General features: G+C 65.3%; 1 protein-coding gene. It reads left to right on the forward strand.

Going from position 1 to position 1,148, the window contains the following annotated elements; all coding sequences use genetic code 11:
* Nucleotides 1-1,087, forward strand: a 1,087-nt coding sequence (locus ABT342_RS38135) for an IS256 family transposase (protein ID WP_351584229.1), incomplete at its 5' end; no start/stop codon positions are given.
* Between the last annotated feature and the right edge of the window lie 61 nt (nt 1,088-1,148).

Here is a 1,148-nt window from a genome sequence, read left to right on the forward strand (position 1 = left end):
TCTCGGCTACGAGAAGGGCGACAAGGCCGGGGCAGGCTCGGGCAACTCCCGCAACGGCACATCACGCAAGCGGGTCCTGACCGACGTCGGCGCAGTGGAGATCGACGTTCCCCGGGACCGGGCCGGCTCCTTCAGCCCGGCCATCGTGCCCAAGCACCAGCGGCGGGTGGAGGGCTTCGACGAGGCGATCCTGTCGCTCTATGCGAAGGGTCTGACCACGGGCGAGATCCAGGCCCATCTCGCGGAGATCTACGACGTGGACGTCTCCCGAGACTTGATCTCCCGCGCGACCGACAAGATCACCGAGGAACTCGACGCCTGGCGCCAGCGACCGCTCGACCGCGTCTACGCGGTCGTGATGATCGACGCGATCGTGCTGAAGATCCGTGACGGTGCGGTGGCCAACCGGCCCGTCTACATCGCCGTCGGGATCAACCTTGAAGGCGAGCGTGACGTGCTGGGCATGTGGGTAGGCTCCGGCGGCGAGGGCGCCAAGACCTGGATGGCGTGGCTGGCGGAGCTGAAGAACCGCGGCATCGAGGACGTTCTGATCGCCTGCTGCGACGGGCTGAAGGGGCTCCCGGACTCGATTCAGAACATCTGGCCGCTCGCGGACATCCAGCTCTGCGTGGTCCACATGGTCCGTAACAGCCTCAAGTACGCCTCAACCAAGCACTGGTCGCAGATCGCCAAGGAACTCCGCCAGGTCTACACCGCGGCCACCGTCGACGCCGCCGAGCAGCGGTTCGCCGAGTTCGAGGAGATCTGGGGAGCCCGTTACCCGGCCCTGATCGGGGTCTGGCGCCGCAGCTGGGAACACTTCGTGATGTTCCTGCGGTTCCCGCCCGAGATCCGCAAGATCGTCTACACGACGAACATGATCGAGTCCCTCAACTCCCGCTTCCGGCAGGCCACCCGCCGCCGGGGACACTTCCCGAACGAGGAAGCAGCCCTGAAGGTCCTCTACCTCGTCATCCGGGACCGCCAGCCCAACCGGCGCAACCCCACCGGCCGCACCTACAACTGGAAGGAAGCGATCAACACCCTCGCCGGCTTCTACGGCGACCGCGTCATCGACAACCAGTAGCACCCGAACAATCCCAAGAAGCGTCAACACCAGGGCTTACACGAAAAATAAGACACTCCCG

The sequence above is a fragment of the Streptomyces sp. NPDC000410 genome, from assembly GCF_040300305.1.
Taxonomy (GTDB): Bacteria; Actinomycetota; Actinomycetes; order Streptomycetales; family Streptomycetaceae; genus Streptomyces.